The organism is Rhodococcus sp. NPDC076796, assembly GCF_040702765.1.
GTDB lineage: Bacteria > Actinomycetota > Actinomycetes > Mycobacteriales > Mycobacteriaceae > Rhodococcoides.
In genome coordinates this window covers 1-21,956 of the sequence record NZ_JBFBMS010000018.1, presented here as the reverse complement: position 1 = coordinate 21,956, position 21,956 = coordinate 1, and the positions used below count along the sequence as shown (strand labels likewise).

Sequence of the window (21,956 nt, the reverse complement as noted above, 5' to 3'; positions counted from 1 at the left end):
GTTGATTAGCAGGGACATTCATCCCGCCTTCGTTGTCACCCATAGTTCAATGGAGTTGACCCACGTAAATTGCATTTTCCGCAGCGTCTGCCGCGAAACGCCAGTTCAGCACAGTTTCGGTCTGCAGACGTGTCGGTTACCTGCGCTAGGCTGCCGAGATGGACTTCCAACCACGTCGGAAACCTGCGGTGACCACTGCTATGGGCATCTCTGTGAGTGCCAGCTCGGTGGCTGTCGAGCCGGAGATCCCGCCCGCGGTTGCGAAGCGAATCGCCAGCGCCGTTCGCTCCTCTCGTTCCGAGGGGACGCGTAAGACGTACGCGGCGGCGTGGAGACGCTTCACCAGTTGGTGCGAGTCGAATGGTCACGTGACGTTGCCGGCGCACCCGATCACGGTTGCCGCCTACCTTGTCGATGCCGCGGACACCCGCACGGAAACAGGGGAGCGGGCCTACGCCGTCGCCACATTTGGCACCTGGATCGCGGCGATCAACCATCAGCACCGCACCACCGGCCATCTGTCCCCGACTGCACACGAACTGGTCACCGCGACCCTGTCGGGAATCCGGCGGGAGTACGCCGCGGCGGGGGACCGGCCCCGCACCCCACGTGATCCGCTGTTGGTCGACGACATCAAACTCCTGGTCGAGACGGCACGGCAACGGTGCATGGGTTGGGCGGACGAAGTTCTGGAGCGCCGGGATTCGGCAATCCTGCTGCTCGGGTTCGCTGGCGCATTCCGGCGCAGCGAGTTGTCGGAGCTGGTGTGCGGGGACGTCACGGTGCACCGACACGACGGCCTGCACATCCGGCTGCGGAAGTCGAAGACCGACCAGGAAGGCAGGGGAGCGGTGAAAGCGCTGCCCTACACCGAGTCTCACGAGACTTGCCCGCCCTGCGCGTACGTCCGCTGGGCCCAGGTCGTCGCTGCGTTCGACACCGGCGGCCGGCCATCGGTGATCCGACTACTCCGTAAGCGAGAGTTTTTCGACACGCACGTATGCCGTGGGGGCGTACCTCGCACTGCCGCTCGCGCGCCGTTGTTCCGCGCAATCGCGAAGAACGGCAACCTGGGCTCAACGCCGCTGTCCGGGGCCGCGATCCACCAGACCATCCGCCGCCGCGCTGATCACGCGGGCTACGACCCCACCGCCCTTGCCAGACTCGGGGGACACTCGCTTCGCGCCGGCTTCGTCACTCAAGGCACCCGCAACGGGGCCGATGGATCCGCCATCGCCCGGCAGACCGGCCACGCCAGTCTCGACTCGGTCGAGGTGTATCGCCGTGAACACGCGCCCCTCGTCGGGAACGCCGTCAACGAGATCGGGTTGTAGTGATATTGCTGCTGACACACCAGGGCTGCCCTACCTCGTATACATGAACACAGCCACACATACTGGGACAGCCCGGCCATCAAAACTGGACCGCTCGAAGAGCGTGTAGCCAATGCACATGACTCGGACGGTTCATTCTAGGACACGGAACTCTCTACATGGTGTATGATTTCCATATGCAGAGCAAGCAGCAGGCGGTCGACGAGCTCGCCGCCCAAGGTGTGATGGGTGCTATTAGGTGGGCTTACGCTTCTGCAGTTGCGCGGACGCTCGACGACTACTCGGAGGGGACCGGCCACAACGGGGCATGGCTCGGTACGACGCGGTATACGCTGACGCACGACCGGCTTGACCGTGTCTTCGCCTGCGGTCGATACCAACTCCCTGCCGACGTCGAGTCGACAACTGGACTAGACCTACTCCACGAGGATCTGACGCCGAGCGATATCGCGTCGATGCCGTTTGTGGCGCGTGACCTCGTTACACGCGACAACTTGAATTCAAGCCCTGGATGGGCGACGAGTTCGTACCGGTTCTTGCTGGCCTCCGGGGAGTTCGGCAAGCTGCAGTCAATTGCATGGCCTGGGAAAAGCGCGACTAAACAGCTGGTAGCGAGGCAGCCTGATCCCGACCCAGTGCCATCTCTGTTCGACCATTTGGGTACGACGGAGGCGGCTCAGCTCCAGTCTTCGCGTGACGATGCGAGCCCCCTTGAGTTAGACACCTTAATCATTGCTCATTCTCTCGACCCCGTTTCTAAGAATGTCGAACTTGTTCTCGGCCGCCCGCGCTTCAACGTCGGCGGAGGAAGCGCCTGGTACTGGGTAGAAAATCTTTGGGCAAAGCCACCCAGTGCAGGCGTCAATAGAGACGCACCTTCCCGCTTAGAATCATCAACCGACGTGCCTGATGCACCGGTTCGATTGCGTCCTCGAGAGGATGTAGAACGCAGGGGCAGTGAATGAGCGGCGGTGCTTCATCTGCCGACGCCTCAGCACTGTTTGACGGTGACCGGTTGACTCTCGCACGCCAACTAGCTGGGTTGAAAAAAAGTGAGTTAGCGCGAAGTATTGGGAAAAGTCCGACAATTGTGTCCGGTTGGGAATCTGGCGCTAAGCGACCGTCTACCTCCTCTGTCGCCGCTCTGGCTGTAAGACTTGGAGTTGACCCAGGTTTCTTCGTAGTACGACCATCGAATGCTTCTCGCCTGTCAGGGGCACCACACTTTCGATCCCTACGTGCGACTACGTTGACCGTTCGCGATCAAGCCACGTCATACGGTCAGGTTGCCGCGGACATTGCTTCAGTCATCGAAAAATACGTCGAGTTACCCGAACTTGTCCTGCCACACTTCTCTGTTCCGCTAGAACCTGACTCGTCCCCGACACCTGAAGATGCCGCCCGGTGGTTACGGGCAGAGTGGAACCTTCCTGACGGCCCACTCTCCCATGTCGTGCGCCTCATAGAAAACAAAGGGATTATTGTCGTTTTTTCCACGCCCGGCGCATCTAGCGTCGATGCTTTTTCGTTCGATACCGATAACCGTCCGCTTATCATTTTAAACCCCCTGAAAGACGACTACTACCGCCAACGGTTCGACGCGGCGCATGAGCTAGGACATCTGATTATGCACCGTGATTCCGAACCTGGCGGCAGAGTAGTCGAGGAGCAAGCGAATAGATTTGCTTCAGAATTCTTGATGCCAGAGTTCGAGATCCGCGAGTCTCTGCCAACGTCGATAAACAGCAGAACTTGGGTACAGCTAGGAAGACTCAAGGAGGATTGGGGTGCCAGCATGCAGGCTATTTTGCACAAATCGCGGCGCCTGAATCTTCTGACGGATGGTTCTTATCGAAACGCGATGATGACAGTGTCCAGCAGAGGGTGGCGTCGACACGAGCCAGGACTAACTGCAGCACTCGAGCAGCCGTCTTTGCTAGCCCGTTCAATTGAAATTCTTTTAGAAGGTGGATTTACGGAATCAGATCTTCTGTCGGAGTGCCGTGCCCCACTCAGTCTCTTTCGGCAGGTCGTTTCGCGTACACCAGACCCCACTAACTAGCCATTACCGTATGCATAGGAGTTTCAATGGCTTTTGTTGGAATTGATCGAGCCGACGAGTCGGCCGACACGCCTGTAGATCTCTACGACAGGCTTGTAAGAAGGTCGGGATCGTCATCGAGTCTATGGGCCCACCAGTCAGCAATGCTGTCCGCATATTCAGACAAGTTCGTTGACGACCGTAATGTCGCCCTAGAGCTACCTACTGGTACTGGGAAAACGCTTGTTGGCTTACTAGTCGCCGAGTGGTACCGCCGGACCAAAAACTGTGCGGTGTTGTACGCATGCCCGACCGTGCAGCTGGCTGAGAGCGTAGTTGAGGCTGCCACTAAGGAAGGAATACGCGCGTCGCTCTTGGTAGGCTCGCATCATAGTTGGGACCCCCGGCAAGCGCAGAAGTACTTCGCGACTGAGCAAATAGCAGTCACCACGTACTCAAGCGTGTTCAACACTAACCCCCAAATTGGCAGCCCTGGCCTAATAATATTTGATGATGCGCACGCGGCGGAGCAGTACGTTGCCGAGGCTTACTCGCTATCAGTTAAATCGATTGACGATCCCATCAGATACAAGCAACTTGTTGACGCAGTTAGACCGTCACTCGATGGCGTTTTTTACGAACAGTGCGTCAGTTCAAACGTAACTCACAGTTCGCGAGATATCCGCCTGATTGTTCCGCTGCAAAATCCGACTACAAGAAAAAACTTGGTTGACGTCATTGCCAAGCTAGATTCCGAACAGGTCTATCCCGCTCGCATGATCCGGCCCGGAATCTCGTCTTGTCTCATCTACGTCTCTCCCGCCGAAATCCTGATTCGACCATACCTGCCTCCAACACACATAAACAGTCCATTCGCTAACGCGAAACACATATACCTTTCGGCCACGTTAGGCAACTCGGGCGAGCTTGAACGTTCTTTTGGCGTATCCAAAATTAAAAGGATTCCACTTCCCGCAACGGCCGGTAAACCAGAATCAGGACGGAAATTCTTTGTATTTCCCACCTTGACGGAAGATGGTGATAGTGAATCAATAACAAAAAGAATTATTGAAATTGGCAAGAAAGCCGTTGTTATCACTAGTGATCGTAGAACTGCCACCAAGGTGGCTAGCGCAGTAAGCCCCGACCCATCATATGAGATTGGCGATTCGTCGTTTTCGCAATCCGTCCTCAACGATTTTCGCTCGGCTGACCACGGAGTCTTGCCGCTCGCGGGACGATTCGATGGTATCGACCTACCCGGCGACTCATGTCGTGTAATCGTTTTGGTGCGGCAACCAGGACAGGCATCATTGCAAGAAAGGTTCATGCTCGAACGTGCCGGAATTTTCGGACCCCTCGGTACACGTGTGCGATCCAGGTTCACACAGGCAGCTGGTAGATGCACGAGGGGGCAATCGGATCACGCGGTCGTCGTTGTCTACGACAGCGATCTGGTTAGTTACTTGTCTCGTGAACTTGCATCGCATTCCCTTGAACCCAGCCTGGCAGGTGAAGTTCGATTCGGCATCAAGAATTCTGAAGTGGGTGACGACAATAACACGATCGATAATGTGACAGAGTTCCTAGAACAGTCAGATGCGTGGTTCGATGTCGCAGAGCCGGCCCTTCGCGAGGTCATTGATCGGGAACGTGCAACGTGGGAGGGTGAGTCAGGAGACCTGCGGAGCGCCGTCAACTACGAGGTCAGGGCATTTCACGCAGCTTGGGATGGATCGTTGGAACTTGCAGTAGCAGAGGGTGTTAAGACCCTTAACGAACTCGCGCGTATAGAAGGCTCAGAGCCCTTTCGGGCGTTTATATCCGTTCTTAGCTCAACATGGGCCTCCGACATCGACGAAGCGGTGGGTCGTGGTCCAGCCGAATCCCAGCAATTGATGGAGGATGGCATCAGACTTTCCAGAAACGCACCGTGGTTAAGGGACATTGCCGCGGGAGCTGACCGGTCGAAGAGTGAGGCGCCCGCCGACGCGATCGGGATCGATGCCATCACGCGGTTGTTGGCCCCTGGTGCGCAGGGGTCAGCGGTGCGGCAGCTCGAACAGATGACCGACGACCTCGCTGCTACGCAGCACGATAAGTTCGAAGCCGGGCTTGTCACTTTAGGTACCTTCCTGGGCGCAGATTCTGAAAAGCCAGTTGGAGAAGGCCGAGCTGACGCTGCCTGGCGATGGGGCCAGCATCAGTGGCTCATTTTGGATGCGAAGAGCGAGCACAAGCCAAGTGGTCAAGTTTCTCAAGGTGACATACGGCAGGTCAACACCCAAATCCGCGACTACGCCGGGGATCTTGGGGTTGAAGCGCCTGTCCAAAGCGCGTCGATCATCGTGTCGCCGAAGTCAGCAGTACATACGACGGCGTCGGCTACACCGGAACCTCATGTGCATCTGATCGATTTAAACATCGTTCGCAGCACCGCACGTCGGTTGCGCGGCGTGTGGGAAGAAATGCTGGCGGGAGCGTCCATATCGGATAGCGCTGCGAGGCGTGCATTGGTCAGCAAGAAGATGAATGATGCAGGCCTGCTTGCAACCGACGTTTTCGAGACCTTTACTTTGAATCCCTTGTCCCGCTAACAGGCTACAAATGATTCCTGCGCGTACACCACTCCGTGGCGGAAGGTTCAGTGTCGGGGGGCGCAGCGCCTTCAAGACGTCAACACTGGTTGACGGTGCGGTAACTGAACTCGATGGCCTATGCCGCACTTCGCGGCACTGAGGTGGGACTCGGGCATCGTCGCGCTCGCGGCGGGTCCTGCGTTCGACGTTGGATGACTGTCGACGAGACTTTCGGCTAGCCCCGTGTGGTAAATAGCAGCTGTATTGGGCCGTTCAGTTACCGAAAAGTTCTGCGAGCATTCGGTTCAAGCTCACTGGTCCGACATTCGAGGAACCTGCCGATCCGGTGACCGGACCGACAGGTGCACCTACTGTGACCAATGTGGGGGAACCCTGGGGCGATCCGGCGATCTGCTCGTAGACGATGCCGTCGTCGCCGAAACAGCCCCAAATGACCGCGTAGATGCCAGGATCGGCGGGGCCGACAATGATCGGAGCCGGTGGCGCATCGAACGTGAGGGGAGTTGCAGCGCTTGCGATCAATGGTCCACCGCCCTCGGGACGGACGTCATATTGACAGAACACGTCTTGGTACCCGCTCGACCGAAGCGTGAACTGTAGCGCGATCTGCGTCGCATCACCGGTCGCGTCCAGAGTTGCCGGTTGCGGAGCTGCACAGGCAGTTCCCGCGGTCAGGAAACACAGCGGGATTGCGGCGGCGGCAGCAGCCAGGACGGTTCGGGTAGCAGACACTCTCACAGTGGACTCCTCGATTACGTGGCCCCGACGCCGGAGTGTCCGACTACCTCGCCCAGTAGACCACGCTCACGGCGGCGCGAACGGGTTTCACACGATCGTTTCCACGCCTAGGCTCTGTACACAACAGGCCGGACTCGGGGTCAGCAAGCCCTGCACGCAACTGCCGCCGTTTCTCCGCTTCCCACAATGATGTGGGTCTCGAAAACCGGTTTGCCAGTGGGAGCCCCTGTCCGTCAAAGCGTCGTCGATCCGGGCACGTGTGGACAGCGTGCTTTCAGCGGGGTTCCGTACCCTCGTGGGGCGGTGTCGAACCGGCACCGCTATCCGATACGCAAGGAGAGATCCCCATGGCTGGAATCGCTGACAAGCTCGACAAAGCGTACGAAGACAAGCCACTCACCGAGCTCGTCGACGCACCCGTCGAGGCACTGCAGGGCGTCAGCCCTGGCGATGCTGAGCATCTCAAGGCGGCGTTCAACATCAAGACCATCGGCGATCTCGGACGTAACAAGTATTTCCTGTGGGCGCAGTCGATCGCCAAGCTCGCCGAATAAGTCTCCCGTACTCACACACGCTGAAGCCACAGGACGTAATCGGTCCTGTGGCTCGAGCGCAAACGAACATCGATGCCTGCGGCCTGACAGCGCCTCGACAATCGACTGCGACACCCATCTGCACGCGTAGGCCCGAGTTCGCAGCGGGCACAGCTGTGTCCCGATCCGGTCAGCCTTTCAGCCCGGTACCGTCGCACTTGTGACACCGAGACGGAGCACGGTGAGCGGCTACAGCTATCAGTGGTCTCTGTTCGCCGACTGGTGCGACGGTACCGACGTCGAGGCTCTTCCCGCGTCGCCGATCACGCTGGCGGAGTTCCTCGATGACAACCCTGCCGGTCAGGCGGTTCAGCTGCGCCGGGTGTCCGCGATCAACCGCGCTCATCTCGATGCCGGCCATCCTGCGCCCGGGCGAGTCACGTCGATTCGGATGGCACTGGACTCGGCACGTAGCGACAGAACGATCCGGCGTGCAGACCAGTACCGGGTGATCGCAGCGGGTTTGCCGATCTTAGGATCGACGCCGGCATTGTTCGGCCGCCGCGACGCCGTCCTTCTCGTGCTCGCTGGAGCGGGCTTGTCCTACCGCGCTATTGCAGGACTCGACCGCGTAGACATCACCACCGACGGCGACAGTGTGTGGATCGGCGGCCGCCACCGAGTCCGCGTCGCCCCCAATGATGCCGCCGGTTTCGAGCCGGCCACAATATGGCACCGGTGGAATTCGGTCTTGCAGTTCTCCGAGCACTATCCCTCGACAACGTTGTTGGCAGAACATTTGCAGCGCAACACGTTTCCCGCCATGACTGCGTTGCCGGTCCGGGGTGGTCCGGTCGCGGTGCCGATCGACCGGTGGGGTCACTTGCCCCTGCCGGTCACGGCGATGACCGCCGCTGAAGTCGGAGCGGTGATCGCCAGGCACCGCATCGGCGTTTCTCCACTGCACACCCCACGTCGCCCCATCATCAGACCATCCGACAGTAGCGATCGGACTGACCCGATCGCCGCTCCGGAGCCGGTCTCGACGGAGCTCGACTCCGGGTACTACCGCTCGGGTGTCGACGCACGTCGCCGCGCGCACACGGCGCTCGCCGATGTACCGGATCTGGTCGACGACGTCGAAGACCGCATCGAGCAACTCCTACAACGCACCCTGCAACTCCTCGACTCGTCCTCGGACGGTGATAGCGCCTGAGAAGGCTAACTCGAGATCTGCCACGATCGGAGCATATGCACCGTGCACCAGCAGGTAGCACGAACCCTTTCGTCGATGCGACCGGATACCGAATGGCGGATCCCCGGAGCTTCCAACGCTTATCACTCAACGACGCATCCATCTCACTGGAACTGCGCGGATCCTCCAGCTGCACGTCTATCGAATTGTATCCAGCTGTATAAGTATCGATCTTATATAGTCGGATACAGTCCGATAGTCTAGGTGCATGGAGTACGGACTGAACCCCTTCACACCAGGGTCTGGCACCCGACCACCCGAACTCGTCGGGCGCACCGCCGAACTCGAGCGATTCGACTTGCTGATCGCTCGAACGAAACGACAGCGGTACGACCGTGGGCTGATGCTGCAGGGACTCCGAGGGGTAGGCAAGACCACGCTCCTGGCCACCATGGCCGACCAAGCCCGCCGCCACAATTGGGTGGTGGTCGAGGTCGAAGCCCAGACCAGTGTGGAAGGTGCCGAGGCCCTGAGGCGGCGCATCGCCAAGGACATCTCTCGCGCTGTACGTCGTCGTCAGTTCGCCGGCCCGGTCGCGAACAAGATCCGGCAGTTAACCGAAGAGTTCTCGGTGTCCGCCACCGCGTTCGGTGTCGGAGTCGAGCTCGCTCGATCGGCCGGTGCCGAGAAGCCGTCCCTGGGCGTCGAATTCGAGGACCTCGTCGAAGATCTGACGGAGGAACTCCGCAAGGACGGCACCGCGCTGGGGCTGTTCATCGACGAGATGCAGGAACTCGAGCCGGCGCTCCTGCAGGTGATCCTGGCGACCCAACACCGTGCAGCCCAGCGCGAGTGGCCGTTCTTCGTGTGTGGTGCAGGCCTGCCGAACCTCGCGCAAGCCCTGGCCGACGCGCGGTCGTACGCAGAGCGCCAGTTCGATTACAGGACCATCGGTCCGCTCGCCGACGATCAGGCCCGCGATGCGATCGTCACACCCATCACCCGACTGAACCAGGACATCTCTGTCGAAGCGACCGACTACATCGTCGCGGCGAGCGATGGATACCCGTATTTCCTTCAGGTGTTCGGGCACGAGCTCTGGCAGGCAGCCCAGCAATCCCCATTCACACTGGCCGACGCCGAGGACGCTGTGGACACTGGCCACGCCTCGCTCGATTCCGGTTTCTACAGCTCTAGGTGGCTACGGGCCACCGAAGCCGAAAAACGCTATCTGGTTGCCATCGCACGCAGCGGAACCGATACTCCGCGGACGGCAGCCCTCGCCGAGGCGCTCGGATCGAACCCGCAATCGATGGCACCGCACCGTGACTCCTGCATACGCAAAGGACTCATTTGGTCTCCCGCCCGCGGCCTGATTGCGTTCACCGTCCCCGGGATGGCGGACTTCATTCGCCGTCAACCCAACGCTCCGATTTTTTGATCTCGACAACGCACGTCGACCACGTCTAATCGAGCACGTAGACGGGTCGTGCAGCGCCGGCAGCACACAGCGACGCCGGTGTACGAACCCTATTCGGTCCGACGCTGCAGTATGCGACCGCGCGGTGGGCGGGCAAGAGCGAGCGACACGAACAAGCCCCGGCGCTCACGTCTGCCCTGGCTTCGTGGCCGGTACACCGTGCGTTAGAACGGGTCCGGAGGGCCGGTGTTCAACACCGCAAGGATGTAGTCGTGATCGGGTGGATCGGCCGGATGATCGTCGGCGATCGCGAACAGCGACCGATTCGGTTCCGGCGGGGTACGTGCTTCCTCCCGTGCTGCGAGCCATTCTCGCCACACGATGCGTTCGGCGCGGTGGCGCACGATGCGGGCACGGACGGCCGAGGTGAGGCCATGACGATGGCCGATGTCGTCGAGTTCAACCGGCCCGACACCGATATGGGCGTTTTCGACCGTGAGCAGACCGGCAACGCGCAGATCCAACAAAGCCTCGTACCCGCTGGTGCGTCCCACCCCGATTGCGGTGAACAGCTCGTCCGGGGTGAAGGGTTCTGCTGCAGCAACCACTGCGTCGTAAAGGACGCGGTGACGCCATCCGATGACACTCCATGCCGGATGTACGGACTCGACCTCTGCTGGCCCTGCCGAAGTGTCGATCCATGTCGCTCGTCCCGCGTGTGTGGAAACCAACGCGTACCGGTCGGGGTTCTGACCTACCCCACGCTCGATCAGCAACACCGGGGAACCCTCCATGTCCCGCAGCCGCTCCAGAACTGACCACACCGTAGTTTCCGGGAGCATGCCGGCGGCGATGGACAGTGACCGCCCACCGACACCGACAGTGGGAACACCTTCGACTATTTGACCGGACACTGCAGCAGCCCACGCCAAGGCTTGAACGACTGCATGAGTAGTCCATCGATCTCGCCGATGAAAAAACTCAGAAGCGACCCAGGTTTGAGCGTGGGTAAGCCATGAACGGAGTACCGGATCGTAGGTACCCCCTGTGTGCTTTTGCTTGTGCCCGGTATCCCGGACTGGGTCGGGGAGGGTGGATGCGGCCCAGTCGAGAGCGCGGGCAGTGTCGCGGCGAATGGCGCGTTCGGGTTCGGCGTAGCGGGCGTAGGCGGCACGCACACCCGCCCAGGCGGGTTCGGTGACGCGGGTGAGGATGTCAGCGGTGCTGGCGCCGGAGAGGACGGCGTGGGTGATGACGGACTGGCGTGCTTCCGAGCGTGAGGGCCAGCGGCGAGTGTCGATGCGGCCGGTGCGGGCGAAGTCGAGGACGCAGCGCGGCGGCGGGGTGGAGCGGCAGAAACGCGGATGCAGCCGGGCGTCATTACTACTGCCGAGGACGCGTTCTGCCGATGTCTCGGCTCGGATGTGGGCGTCGATCGGGTTGGTGGTCGCTCGGCCCGTCCCTCCAAGCAGGGCTTCGAGCCGCTGGAGTGTGCCGGCATCGGACCCGACGGTCAGGATGTCGGACGCTGCCGCAGGGTCGAGGTCGACGAGGGTGCGGTGGCCACCTTCTTTGCACTGCGAGCCTGGGACTGTGATGCATCCGCTTTTGTGGTTGGTCATCGGTGTGATGTCCAACGTGGGAAGTCGCGCCGAGAGAAGGCGCAGCAACGGCCGGACCTCGTCAGCGGTGACTGTTTTTCCCGGTGCCAGCGGTATCAGCACGTGTCGGCCGCCGCTGGTCGATTCGTCGACTACTGCGCGGCCACCGCATTCGGACAACCACGCCTGCAGACGCGTCACGTCAGCGACAACGGAGGCGTGGCCGTGGTGTTTGGTGTCGAAGTCCAGGGCAACGACGCCGGCGCGCCCGCGTGAGAACAGCGGCACAGCTGCTGGCAGTGCCGGCCTTTTGACCGTCAGCGGCCCCGCGGACACGTATTTACGCGTCGTCGGGTCGTACAGCCTCATCGATCGGCGGGCAGCAATGGCCGGTGCGAATCGATGCCACAGCCGGTCTGCAGTCGCATCCGGATGGACGACACGAGCATTCAATCTTGTACCTACTTCAGGGCACGATGTACCCTGAGACATGTCCGCCAAGACAGTCCCTTCGGGGAAGAGCACCACAGAACGAGTTGCGAGCTAGTCACTCGCTTCTCTGACTTCAGAAGCCCTCGGCCCGCACGCCGGGGGTTTTTGTCATCTCAAGGGTGCTGCGTAGATTTAGTTGGACTAAGACCCGAATGTCGATTCAGGTCGAGACGGCTACGCAGTCAAGGGCAGTACCCCCTGTTCATGCGCGCGATTTAGTTCGCGCGCAAGATCTTCGCGGTCGCTGGCAATCGCGATCAGATCAGCGACGTATTGACTCAGAGATGTCGCGCCAGCCGAGCTTCGCTGCGCCTTGAGCGTGTCAATCAGCTCCGACGGCAGTCGGACAGTCAGCGACGTCCGGTCACCCTTACTGGGCATCGGCATGGCACGGCCTCCTTCGTCTACTTCCGCGGTCCCAACCGGTGTCTATCCTGAACCAGAATCATTTTCGAAGCGTTGGGACACGCCGAGGGCACCTCGATGAATTACATCGATGTAAGCCTGGACGGGCCGACGGCTGGCTTCCGCCATCCCAGGGGCAGGATGCACCTGGGACAGCGGAAGTTGAGCTCGACCAAATCCCCTCGGCTTGCATGTTCGCTAACGTACCGCACACTTACAAACATAGTACTAACATAGACGCCGTCACCGGACCTAGCATTGCTCTAGGACCCGGAGCAACCGCCCAGGTAGGACCAAAGTTCCACTACCGCAACGCTTCAGAAGAAAGCCAGCTGACGGTCGTCAACGCGCCCACGTGTGGCTCTCACGCCAGGCTTTCGAGCAGGGTGGGGTGGGGGAGCAGAGCCGATCATGCCCAGACCCGAGCCCGCGCGACGAACCAATTCTGTACGAATTCTGGACCGTTCGCGGGCACGAGCCCGACCGGAATCAGTGTCGCGGTCGTTCCATTCCGATTCCCACACCGCTGATCCCGGTGTCGGCGCAGCCAAGGCGCGGTCGGTCAACCGATCAAGAAGTTGATCGATCCTATCGATCAAAATTTCAGCGAACGCGTCGAGCACACGATCAGGCACCGCAACCACGCCGACATACTCGTCTTTGGCCATACCCGTCACTGTAAAACCTCACATCGGCGCACGCTCGGTCACTGCGCGAGGCCGCCACGAAATCCGGTCGGATATAAGAAACCAGACGTTGAGCAGTCAAAAGGGAGGCCAATAAAATGGGCCCAGCCAAAGCCGCTCGTTCATGTTGGACTCACTGGAGGGAAGCCGAAATGTCCGAACCTGCAACGCCATCGACCGATAGCGACTGTCCTGTGAAGCCGTTACAAGGCATCAAGGACGAGTACGTTCATAATCCTAGGGACGATTGGTGTACCGAGAACGACCTAGTGGAGATGGGATACCGCGGCGAGGCCCTCGCCGATCTTTTCGGAAAACCCGTTCCAGGACACGGCGGCGTCTACGGATGGGCCTCCGCACTGGTAGCAAAAATTGAGGAGACCCAGTTGGCCCCTGCCTACGAGCTGCTCCAGTCGGCGTTCGGTGTGTTCAACGATGCGGCCGACACCATGACTAATCGTGTGTTCTACAGCTCGCTCGATCCAGGCAGGTTGTCCAATTCCGGCCCGGACCACGCCTGACCCATGTCGATGGGGTCGCGAAACGCGATCGATTCGCAGACAAATTGTGTGCTGCATGGCCAGGATGTACGCAGCCAGTTTGTCGAACCTGGATGATTCATCAATTGCAACATGCAGAGGTTTGCTGGTAACCCTGCATATCAAAAGTGGTCGTATTGCTCTGCGCCCCGACGTGGGGCATGTGAGGGCAGTCGCTGACACAGTTCCCCGAGGGTGCCGCTGCCCGTCTTAAGCTGCAGATCATGGATCGAAACCAGCACGGACTGCGCGAAGACTACTTTCCTGCTGGAACAGTTGCTGCCCAGGACTATTCTCCATCGGCCCGGCGATACACCTCCAGGCACCGTGAACTGTTGGAACAGTACGGTGAGCTGTCGTCGACCTGGGCGGAATCGGCTTTGGCTTCATGCTTGCGTCGCCTGTCGACGAGCTCGTTGTCCGAAGCGTGGGGTGTCGGTGTTGCCGACGCGTGGACGGACGGCCCGGATGCGTTCTGCGTTGTGTACCGGTACATGACTGAAGCGAAGACTCTGGGAATTCGGATGACACAATCGGGACCGCCTCCTGCTGCGGAGACGGCAGACGCTGAGCGCTTCGGGCGAGAAGTGGCCGATTTCGATATCGGAGAACCGTTGGGGACCGTCGCGAACAACCTCCGGCAAGACAAGAACGGTATCGACTGGTGGGGCTACCTCGACGCCGAGACACCGGAGAAGCCCACCTAATTCGTTTCGAGCAACGCATGAACCGCGGCACAGTGTCCTGTAGCCGATCAAGGATGTCTGTCGTGGGTCAGGACCCATCGCATCGATCCGCCGCCGAGACGTGCAGACGACGATAAGTGTTGCGCTGCAACAATATGCAGTGCTGGTAACCGTGCATATCAAAACTGGCCGTATTGCTCCTGGCCCGGTGGCGGTCAGCGCCCACGTCCGTCAATGAAACTTGACGGTGCACCTGACATGGGACGCGTTATCGGTAGATCGCGCGATGTTTCGCGCAGGCGCACAGGTCGGAGATGCACTGACCCGCTCGACTGTCGATGGAGCCGAATATGATCAGGACGGCGATGTGCGCGAAGGTCGAACCGCTCCCCGGCACGTGAGGGCCTCCTGGTGACGGGTGAACGGTGGGAGTGAATGCGCCGGGATTGAATTCTGGGCGCGCGGTGTTATCGTATGAGTAGCAAGGAACCGGTCCTCCGGGCGTGAGCCTCGACAGCCGGTCTGGCCCCTGGTGTAGCTACGGCAGCCAGGGGTTGCTTCATTTCTGGGCCTTCTCCGGCTCGCTGACCTCGACGAAGTGCACATTGTCGGCGATCACGTCGAACAGTTTGCTGGTGCTGTTGGTGTGTGTGAGGGTCCGCCGATAGGCCATTGAGACCAGGTCGGGCAGCCACAGCAGGTGCTCGTGGCGTGGTGACGTCGACAGGAGCCGGGTGTTTCGGGGGATCAGTTTCTCGGACACCAAGACTTTGTGGTCGGCCTTGTCTTTGTTGCGGAAGTTGCTCTGATTGCGTTCCTCGAGCACGAACAGATCGATGGCTGGCCACACATCGTCGCGGCCGGCTCCGAGCTCGATCGCGAGCTGGCGATAGCAGGCGGTCCGCGCGGTCTGAGCGTCGGTGTCGTCGGCTCCGACTGGGATTTGGTGCGCGATCACACATGCTTCGTGCCCATCGGCGAGGAAGTCGAGCATGTCGCGGGTCTGGTCGATTCCAGTTGAGGTTTGCAGCGCTTTCGTGGTGTGCCAGTACGTTCCGTCGGCGATGCTCTCGATGCCCACCCGTAGCTCATCCATCGCGTCAAGTTCGACGATGACGGCGGTGAACACATAGAAGGTGTCCCGGTGTGCAGCAACACCGTCTGGGGCCTGATACGACTCATCCAGGAAGGCCACCGGGCCAGAGGTGCGTTGGTAGGCGTCGAACACGATCTGTGCAGCGGGATCGGGGCGGCGCGAAGGCATCACGACATCCTAGGGGCGGGCTCAGACACGCCAGTTGTTGTCCACGGCTAGACGCATAGCCTGTTCATAGATCCGTCCGGTCGGTGTGCCAGAGGCGCACCGACGGGACACTGAGCTCGGAGGTGCGATGCGTGCAAGCGCGAAGGCGTCTGTCGCAACAGCGGCGGCAGCAGTATTACTAGTCGTGGGCCTGGCAGGCGCATGGACGATGACTCGCGATTCGAATACGCCAGTCTCAAGAACCGAACAGGAGACCAGCACCGTGAGCGATCCAAGTAGTCGACCAGACGGCCAGCCCATCGACGACCAAACGGACGACGACTACGATTCCGCCTTGGAAGAACCGACCATCGACGGTGACGAATCACGGACCGCACGTGACCTCATCGAGGACTCGCGACCCGATTCCAACACCGTCGACGACGGATTCCTCGCGACCGACCCCGAAGAGGAATCAGCTCCGGGCGAAGGGTGGACCTCTTACAATCCTGGCCCATAGGCATTCCAGCTGCAACGGTGTCCGTCGGAGCTCGCTCCAACCAACTGTCCTACACCGGCGAACGCCGGCAGGCAGTCCGGGCGCTTTTGCCTGTTCGTCGAACCCGCTCCATTGGAATTGCCGACTGGTTTCGGTGTCAGCGCATTGGCGAAACATGCTGCGACACAGCATATGCAGAGGTTTACCGGTAACCCTGCATATCAAGACTGGACGTATTGCTCCGCGCTCGCGAGGAATGGGCCGATGTTTTGGCGTCAGGCAGGCGGCGCCTCTACTGGTTGGGTCGCTTTATCCCGCGTGGTGGGCGCATCGCCTGACGATTGAGGACATCGACCTCGCAGCCCGGAGCCGCCGGGTCGAAGCCGTGCTCGGTCAGCCAGCGCGCCCCGCTCAGGCTACGCATCGACCACCAACCGCGGATGACATCGAGGTCTATGTCGGAGCCGTAGCCTTCTACGACGTCATCAAGACGCTCCGGGTGACCTAGCGTCAACGTTGCCAAGTCGTACAAGGGATCACCTTGCGCTGCCTCGGACCAATCGATTACACCGGAAACATCATTACCGGTGACGAACACATGACACGGGCCGTCATTCTTGCGATGAGTAGCACTAAAGCCGATCGAGAGGCGAAGAACACGCCCCAAGACCTAGATGCCCGACAGCGAGCCGAATCATCGTTGGCTCATCTCGTTCATGGTTTGCGTACTTTTTCACGCTTGTTCGGCGGTGTGATGTGCCGCAGCGCGGGCAGCAATATGAGCAGTGCTGTTCCGGTCAGGGCTGCAGCGACCCCCACTGCAGCGAGGTTGCCCGTACCTGACAGTGCTGCCGCCCCGAGGGCAGGTCCTGCAGCAGCACCGATGTTCAGGGCGACTGTCGCGTAGGAACCGCCCATCGTCGGTGCGGAGGACGCCGCGTACAGCACCCGCGCGATCAAAGTGCTCCCCACCGCGAAAGCAAGAATGCCTTGGGTGAACACGAGGATCAGTAGCAGCGCAGGGTGTGCAGCGAGCACCGCGAGAGCAACCCAACCCAAGAATAGAGCGGGTGCGAAGACCCCGAGGAGCAGCCGGGGGCGGGTGTCTGAAATACGCCCCGCCGCGACAACTCCGAGGAAGGAACCGGTGCCGAACAGCACCAGCACCGCAGGCACCCACGCCGTATTCAGGCCGGCGGTGTCGGTGATGACGGGTGCGAGGTAGGTGAATGCGGCGAAGGTTCCGCCGTTGACGAGCGCTCCGAGCAGCATCACGACAAGCAGGCGAGGCGCTCGAAGCTGAGCCAGCTCGGTCTTCAGAGAATGGTCACGGTCAGTCCCGTCCTGCACGGTTCGCTGGTTGCCGCGAATGCCTGCGGCGATCCCCACTGCTGCCGGTACACACAGCAGTGCCACTGCCCAGAAAGTGGCCCGCCAACCCAGTGCAGTGCCGAGCAGTGCTCCCGCAGGGACACCGGCGACGGTCGCAATCGTCGTGCCGGACAGCAGCACTGCCAACGCGCGGCCCTTCTGATCCGGTGCAACCAGACGGGTCGCCGTGCTCAGCGCAACCGCCAAGAACCCGGCGTTCGCGACTGCAGCGACAACACGAGTAGCGAACAACACGGAGAACGCGGGAGTGAGCGCCGCAACGATGTGGCACACCGCGAAGATCACCACGCACCCCACGAGCGTGGCGCGCGCGGGCCACCGGCGCGCGAACGCAGCCATGACGGGTGCACCGAGAACCATCCCAACCGCGAAAGCCGACGTAAGTAGGCCGGCGGAACCGACCGATACGGCGAGGCTGTCGGCGATCGCCGGGACCAGACCCGCAAGCATGAATTCCGATGTACCCATGACGAAAACAGCAAGAGCAAGCAGGTAGAGAGCGAAAGGCATCGAGTAACTCCGAGGTGAGAATTGACAAAGGGCGTCTCGTCACCAGGCCAACCCGAGAGTTGCTCGATCACCCGCCACAGGTAGTCGTGGACGGGGAGGCTAGAACCTCAGAGTTTCAGGGGGCTGACGGCGTGACCGTGAGCCCCCGCTCTGTCCGATTCGGGACTCGTCATGACCACCACACTACAGACTCGGTGCGTCGCCGAGTCGAGTGGCGGCCGAGACGAGGAGCAACCCAAGTCGGTGTGCGACCGCAGGAAATCACCCAATTTGCTCGATCACTCGAAATGAGAGACGCACTGCCGCAGGAATTTACAGCACTCTGCTGGTATCCCTGCATATCAGAACTGGTCGTATTGCTCTGCATCCCGCAAGCCGATGCGTGAAGCTGCCGCTAGGGTCGTCTCCGTGGCCGGAGATACTGAACCTGTTCTGCAGACCTCGGGAATCGTCGAGGTCGACCACGATCAATTCGTGGTCGCAAACGACGACACGGACACTCTCGACGTGCAGGCGAAGGGCACGTTGATCGAGGTTGGTCCGGGATTTCTGGCCACATACACGGGCGTGTCCTACGGTCCTGCTCGCGTAACAGTGCAGGTGTGGCAGGCAGAGCCCGCCGCCGAGTACGACAACTGGGAAGTAGTCGAACAATCGGTCATCAACGCGTCGGCCACAATCGAAGTGCGATCACTGGACGGGCGTCCCTCGGAGGGCCTGGAGCCGATTGCTGCAGGGGCCTACCGTGTTCGCGCACACGCACGTGGCCGCGATACGTCGACCTCGCAGGAGGTGACAGAACCGGTCGAGGACTACCTGCTCCAATTCTGGCCCACACACCGCGACGACCTCACCGCACCACCTGTGGTTACAACGCTGAAAAAGACGGATAAGGCGTGGTCCGACGAGCCGCCGGATGACACCGAACTGTGGCCGGACAGGACGATGATCTACATCCGGGACGAGAACGGTGTCGCTCGCAAAGTTGATCTTGAGTCAGATCTCGGTCGCGCTGCCAGCGCTCTGAAACGGGCTTATGGTGGTCGACCTCTCGAAGGCAAGCTCGAGCACCAGGAGTACGCGAGACAGCTGGCCTTCCTCGACCGACCTCTGGTCGACTGGCTCGCGGAGCAAGACGACGAGATTCTCGACGAGTTCAAGGCCTTCTGCGTCAGAACATGTTTCGCGGTCAGCGGGCTCGACAACTATCCCTGGGTCAACGAGTGGGCGGATCGTGCGATTGCGCAGCGCCGACTCGACGAGGACTACTTCGATATGGCCGAACGTGTGAAGTGGGATCCGGCCATCCCGAAACGGATCGTTCCCGGCGTACCGGCCAGGCGCGAGTCGCTACAGCAATACGAGGCCGTGAAGACGCTGGCCGGATTCTACGAGCCCGTCCCTTACGATGCGTTGCATCGCACTCTGGAAACCTACATGTGTGCCGTGGACACATTCGGTATGGACGGATACGAAGGGTTCATCGCAACATTGAGGGAACGCTTCGATATTTCAGGTGAATGACTCCTCCAGGATGACTCTGATCGTGATCGGTTCCGCCGCTACGATCCGTTCATGACGCACCTTATGGACCAGTGGGCGCGACTTCTTTCGTGGTGCGACGCGTACGCGCCCGTCACTGCCGCTGGACTCAACCCACCCGCCGAACCAAGGATCGTCAGAGACGCCGAGAGTGCGACGGGTCGGACGTGGACGCCAGAGTTGAGGGAGTGGTTCACTATGCACAACGGTAGCGACCAGGGCCGCGTCTTCCCTCAGGTTCTGCCTGGTCACCGGCCAATGACAGTTACGGAGCTCGTCGTCGATTGGCTTAGCCTCGTCGGGATTTGGGCGGACACCACCACAGCGTTGGAAGAGATCGAAGGTCGGCAGCTGATTGCAGATCCTGCCGGAACGACCGCGTTCACCTACCTCCCCAGCTTCATTCCGATTGCCGCTGACAACACCCGCTGGCGACTCGTCGTCGACACTCGCGACGGGGATGCCGCAGGATGCGTCGTGGGGTTCGCGAGCGATGACGTCGTCGACGAAGGCACCATGCGCTGGCCCTCGATCGGAGCGATGCTCCACGACGTCGCAGACTCCCTCGAGACCAGCCGCCCGTGCAAAGGATGGGTTCCGGTCGTCGAGGGCGGCGAACTCTATTGGGACTTCCCTTAGACCTGCAGTGCCGCCGGTAGCCGGACCATCGCGATTCCGTGGACTCGCGCTCGACGCTGAAGCGTTGAATGTCCGCACGTGAAGGTTAGGCTGCGGGCATGGCGAGATCAGTGTGGTGGGCTTTGGCCGTGGCCGCGTTGGCATTCACCGCGTGGAACGCGACGTCGCTGACAATGTTCGATATGTCGACGTCGTGTTTGAAGATCGGCGAGAGCAGTTCCTACCAATGCGATGACCGAGCCGTCGACGTACTGGGAGTTTGGCCACTGGTCGGCGTCGGACTCGTACTCGCGACGCCACCCGCGGTGGCGGCCATCGCCATGCGGAAGTCGATATCCTGGCTCGCGGTGATCGTCCTCCTCGGTCTGTTCGTCGTAGGGCTGCTGAGCGTCACAAGTGACTCCTACTCGGAATTGCTCATCTTCGCTCTTCCCATAGCCGCCGTCGGAGCGATCAACGCGTCGTTCCAACGCGCGGTCCCACGACGGAAAACACCTGCAGGTAGTCCCGGCGAATTGGCTTGAGGACTGCTCGTCTGCATCCGCTCCATCGAAACCACCGAGTAGCCAACGTATCTCATGAGTGAACCATGCTGCTGCACAATGGGTGCAGTGGCAGACTGGACAATTCGATGTTGTTTGCTCTGCTCGTCAGTGTCCTTAACTGATACGCGGGAAGTGAGTCATCCCGGGGACCGAACCCGACGTCTACCCGCTGCAAGTGACCAAGTCTTTGTCACGTCCGATCCTATTGCAACGCTGACCGGTCAGATAGCGATCCTGTTGGGCTTTGTTCTGTGACCCGAGGGCAGATGAGCTCCTGAGCGTGACATTTAGACTATGGCGATGCATATCCTGGAGGTAGAGGAGCAGGTCCAGGAGCGACTGTTCCACCTGGCGGGTTCCTCAGACGCCGACACAGTGCCTAGGTGTGCTCCGAACCGTCGGAATCTGTTCGACAACTTCATCTTCGAAGCCACCCGCTGGGCCGCGGACGACGGCGCTCCGGACTCCTTCGCATGGGCTTGCGCCCACTTCCAGGCAGCGCACGAATCGGATTCGGCAGCCTTGGGCGAGCCCGTGCCCCTTGTCCCGCCATCGATCACCGGTCACGTCGGCAGCATCGTCTCCCGGTGGCAGCGTGGTCAGCAGGTCGATGGGGAGTGGGATTTGCCGGTTGAAGAGGCACAGTTGCGTGACGAGCTCTACCTACGTCTCGGTACCGACCTGGGTGACGGACTTGCGGCGGCGGGGCGACGACTCTGCAGCCGCATGTGGTCGGCGCGTGTCGGAGACGGCCTTGTCCTCCCGGCAGTTGGCGGGCACATTTGGAACGACAACTCGGGTAGCGACGGCGGCGATGTCGCCGACGTCGGCGGACCTTTCATCGCCGCCATCTACGCTGCCGGTGACTTGATGGCCCGATGGCGAGCTGAGCCGAAAAGCCGGACACGCATCGAGCGCGAGATTATTGACCTCGCACAAACGTTGGGCTGGAAGTCTTAGCTGCTTTCCGGGCACGTCTTCGCTCTTCCCACGGCCGCCCTTACCGCGATCATCGCGCCGTTCCAACCCGCTGCCCTTATTCCGATCTTGCGGCGGCGCGATGTGCCGCAGCATGGGCAGCAATATGAGTAGTGCTGTTACGGCCAACGCTGCATCTACGCCAACAATCGCGAGGTCGGTCAGCATCAGCACAGGAGCGAAACATGTTGTTGCACAGAATATGCAGAGGTTTACCTGACATAAGGTTTGTTATCGGCAATGAAATATGACCAATTTCATCTGATGCAATAACTCGTCGCCGTACGCGTATTAGACCTTTGACATGCAGTGCCGTCCTGTCGTCGGTGCCAGGCCGA

Annotated in this window: 21 protein-coding genes and 1 pseudogene; 14 read left to right on the top strand and 8 right to left on the bottom strand. The window is 60.6% G+C overall.

Going from position 1 to position 21,956, the window contains the following annotated elements:
- Nucleotides 1–145: 145 nt before the first annotated feature.
- Nucleotides 146–343, bottom strand: coding sequence for a hypothetical protein (locus tag AB0366_RS26470; RefSeq protein ID WP_366246583.1), 198 nt, complete (start codon nucleotides 341–343; stop codon nucleotides 146–148).
- On the opposite strand from AB0366_RS26470, the gene AB0366_RS26465 reads away from it, so the two are divergent.
- The 4 genes and pseudogenes from AB0366_RS26465 (at nucleotide 270) to AB0366_RS26450 (ending at nucleotide 5,972) form a co-directional block, all read left to right on the top strand.
- Nucleotides 270–1,334, top strand: coding sequence for a site-specific integrase (locus AB0366_RS26465; protein ID WP_366246582.1), 1,065 nt, complete (start codon nucleotides 270–272; stop codon nucleotides 1,332–1,334). The two genes, AB0366_RS26470 and AB0366_RS26465, sit on opposite strands and share 74 nt — an antisense overlap.
- Nucleotides 1,335–2,295: 961 nt before the next feature.
- Nucleotides 2,296–2,499: pseudogene (locus AB0366_RS26460) on the top strand (helix-turn-helix transcriptional regulator); the annotation flags it as partial.
- A gap of 84 nt (nucleotides 2,500–2,583) precedes the next feature.
- Complete coding sequence (locus AB0366_RS26455) at nucleotides 2,584–3,396, top strand: ImmA/IrrE family metallo-endopeptidase (protein WP_366246581.1); 813 nt, start codon at nucleotides 2,584–2,586, stop codon at nucleotides 3,394–3,396.
- A gap of 26 nt (nucleotides 3,397–3,422) precedes the next feature.
- Nucleotides 3,423–5,972: a DEAD/DEAH box helicase gene (locus AB0366_RS26450; RefSeq protein WP_366246579.1), complete on the top strand. Its 2,550-nt coding sequence runs from the start codon at nucleotides 3,423–3,425 to the stop codon at nucleotides 5,970–5,972.
- Nucleotides 5,973–6,227: 255 nt separating this feature from the next.
- Here AB0366_RS26450 and AB0366_RS26445 read toward each other — a convergent pair whose 3' ends face one another.
- Complete coding sequence (locus AB0366_RS26445; protein ID WP_287452637.1) at nucleotides 6,228–6,713, bottom strand: hypothetical protein; 486 nt, start codon at nucleotides 6,711–6,713, stop codon at nucleotides 6,228–6,230.
- 347 nt (nucleotides 6,714–7,060) lie between these two features.
- Between AB0366_RS26445 and AB0366_RS26440 the strand changes: the two genes are divergently transcribed.
- The 3 genes from AB0366_RS26440 (at nucleotide 7,061) to AB0366_RS26430 (ending at nucleotide 9,882) form a co-directional block, all read left to right on the top strand.
- Nucleotides 7,061–7,267 carry a hypothetical protein gene (locus AB0366_RS26440; protein ID WP_008720325.1) on the top strand — a complete coding sequence of 69 codons (207 nt, stop codon included), beginning with the start codon at nucleotides 7,061–7,063 and terminating at the stop codon, nucleotides 7,265–7,267.
- Between the two features lie 199 nt (nucleotides 7,268–7,466).
- Nucleotides 7,467–8,462 (top strand): hypothetical protein, encoded by a 996-nt coding sequence (locus tag AB0366_RS26435; protein ID WP_366246578.1) that lies wholly within the window; start codon nucleotides 7,467–7,469, stop codon nucleotides 8,460–8,462.
- 247 nt (nucleotides 8,463–8,709) lie between these two features.
- Entirely contained in the window at nucleotides 8,710–9,882 is a 1,173-nt protein-coding gene (locus AB0366_RS26430; RefSeq protein WP_366246577.1) for an ATP-binding protein, read from the top strand.
- Nucleotides 9,883–10,085: 203 nt separating this feature from the next.
- On the opposite strand, the gene AB0366_RS26425 is transcribed toward AB0366_RS26430, so the two are convergent.
- The 3 genes from AB0366_RS26425 to AB0366_RS26415 form a co-directional block, all read right to left on the bottom strand.
- A complete protein-coding gene (locus AB0366_RS26425; RefSeq protein WP_366246576.1) occupies nucleotides 10,086–11,915 on the bottom strand; it encodes a hypothetical protein in 1,830 nt (609 codons plus the stop codon).
- A gap of 213 nt (nucleotides 11,916–12,128) precedes the next feature.
- Entirely contained in the window at nucleotides 12,129–12,341 is a 213-nt protein-coding gene (locus AB0366_RS26420; protein WP_032370879.1) for a hypothetical protein, read from the bottom strand.
- 335 nt (nucleotides 12,342–12,676) lie between these two features.
- The gene (locus tag AB0366_RS26415; protein ID WP_366246575.1) at nucleotides 12,677–13,027 is read right to left on the bottom strand and encodes a hypothetical protein; all 351 of its coding nucleotides are present in this window, start codon (nucleotides 13,025–13,027) and stop codon (nucleotides 12,677–12,679) included.
- Between the two features lie 170 nt (nucleotides 13,028–13,197).
- Between AB0366_RS26415 and AB0366_RS26410 the strand changes: the two genes are divergently transcribed.
- Both AB0366_RS26410 and AB0366_RS26405 read left to right on the top strand, forming a co-directional pair.
- The gene (locus AB0366_RS26410) at nucleotides 13,198–13,566 is read left to right on the top strand and encodes a hypothetical protein (RefSeq protein WP_366246574.1); all 369 of its coding nucleotides are present in this window, start codon (nucleotides 13,198–13,200) and stop codon (nucleotides 13,564–13,566) included.
- Nucleotides 13,567–14,078: 512 nt separating this feature from the next.
- Complete coding sequence (locus tag AB0366_RS26405) at nucleotides 14,079–14,291, top strand: hypothetical protein (RefSeq protein WP_366246573.1); 213 nt, start codon at nucleotides 14,079–14,081, stop codon at nucleotides 14,289–14,291.
- 538 nt (nucleotides 14,292–14,829) lie between these two features.
- Here the strand turns inward: AB0366_RS26405 and AB0366_RS26400 are convergent.
- Nucleotides 14,830–15,534 carry a hypothetical protein gene (locus tag AB0366_RS26400; RefSeq protein ID WP_366246572.1) on the bottom strand — a complete coding sequence of 235 codons (705 nt, stop codon included), beginning with the start codon at nucleotides 15,532–15,534 and terminating at the stop codon, nucleotides 14,830–14,832.
- A gap of 262 nt (nucleotides 15,535–15,796) precedes the next feature.
- On the opposite strand from AB0366_RS26400, the gene AB0366_RS26395 reads away from it, so the two are divergent.
- Nucleotides 15,797–16,033, top strand: a complete 237-nt coding sequence (locus AB0366_RS26395) for a hypothetical protein (protein WP_366246571.1) — start codon at nucleotides 15,797–15,799, stop codon at nucleotides 16,031–16,033.
- Nucleotides 16,034–16,304: 271 nt separating this feature from the next.
- Here AB0366_RS26395 and AB0366_RS26390 read toward each other — a convergent pair whose 3' ends face one another.
- Both AB0366_RS26390 and AB0366_RS26385 read right to left on the bottom strand, forming a co-directional pair.
- On the bottom strand, nucleotides 16,305–16,610 hold the full coding sequence (locus AB0366_RS26390) for a phosphotransferase (RefSeq protein ID WP_366246570.1): 306 nt from the start codon (nucleotides 16,608–16,610) through the stop codon (nucleotides 16,305–16,307).
- 116 nt (nucleotides 16,611–16,726) lie between these two features.
- Nucleotides 16,727–17,914 carry a Cmx/CmrA family chloramphenicol efflux MFS transporter gene (locus AB0366_RS26385; protein ID WP_366246569.1) on the bottom strand — a complete coding sequence of 396 codons (1,188 nt, stop codon included), beginning with the start codon at nucleotides 17,912–17,914 and terminating at the stop codon, nucleotides 16,727–16,729.
- 408 nt (nucleotides 17,915–18,322) lie between these two features.
- On the opposite strand from AB0366_RS26385, the gene AB0366_RS26380 reads away from it, so the two are divergent.
- The 4 genes from AB0366_RS26380 to AB0366_RS26365 all read left to right on the top strand — a co-directional run bounded on the left by AB0366_RS26380 (nucleotide 18,323) and on the right by AB0366_RS26365 (nucleotide 21,600).
- Nucleotides 18,323–19,438 carry a hypothetical protein gene (locus AB0366_RS26380; protein ID WP_366246568.1) on the top strand — a complete coding sequence of 372 codons (1,116 nt, stop codon included), beginning with the start codon at nucleotides 18,323–18,325 and terminating at the stop codon, nucleotides 19,436–19,438.
- A gap of 276 nt (nucleotides 19,439–19,714) precedes the next feature.
- Complete coding sequence (locus AB0366_RS26375) at nucleotides 19,715–20,095, top strand: hypothetical protein (RefSeq protein WP_366246567.1); 381 nt, start codon at nucleotides 19,715–19,717, stop codon at nucleotides 20,093–20,095.
- 98 nt (nucleotides 20,096–20,193) lie between these two features.
- Complete coding sequence (locus AB0366_RS26370) at nucleotides 20,194–20,619, top strand: ABC transporter permease (protein ID WP_366246566.1); 426 nt, start codon at nucleotides 20,194–20,196, stop codon at nucleotides 20,617–20,619.
- Nucleotides 20,620–20,934: 315 nt separating this feature from the next.
- The gene (locus tag AB0366_RS26365) at nucleotides 20,935–21,600 is read left to right on the top strand and encodes a hypothetical protein (RefSeq protein WP_366246565.1); all 666 of its coding nucleotides are present in this window, start codon (nucleotides 20,935–20,937) and stop codon (nucleotides 21,598–21,600) included.
- Nucleotides 21,601–21,956 lie beyond the last annotated feature (356 nt).